Source organism: Bartonella vinsonii subsp. berkhoffii ATCC 51672, assembly GCF_902825225.1.
In the GTDB taxonomy this organism is placed as follows: domain Bacteria; phylum Pseudomonadota; class Alphaproteobacteria; order Rhizobiales; family Rhizobiaceae; genus Bartonella; species Bartonella berkhoffii.
In genome coordinates this window covers 1-393 of the sequence record NZ_CADEAK010000310.1, presented here as the reverse complement: position 1 = coordinate 393, position 393 = coordinate 1, and the positions used below count along the sequence as shown (strand labels likewise).

The 393-nt window shown below is 37.9% G+C and carries 1 pseudogene; it reads right to left on the bottom strand.

The window, feature by feature from the left end:
• Positions 1-393: pseudogene (gene pepN / locus J7R10_RS09400) on the bottom strand (aminopeptidase N); the annotation flags it as partial.

Here is a 393-nt window from a genome sequence, read left to right as displayed (position 1 = left end):
AGCTTATCAAGATTACCACCAACTAAAGCAAAGAGATAGGATGGTTTTGGATAAGGATCTTCCCAAAGAGCAAGATGGCGATTATTTTCAAGCGCTCCTGTCTCGATGAGATTGCCATTGGAAAGTAAGATAGGAATTGTTTGAGAATCCGCTTCAATTTTTACCGTATAGGTAGAAAGAATATCTGGTCGATCATAAAAATAAGTAATACGACGGAAACCTTCTGCTTCGCATTGTGTACAATAGACACCATTTGAAAGATAAAGCCCCATGAGTTGACTGTGGCTTTCAGGATTCAGTTCCGTGACCAATTGTAATGTAAAAGGATTCTTTGGTGGAGCCATAATTTCTAAACGTGAAGGGGTAACTTTATAAGCATTTTCAGATAACTTT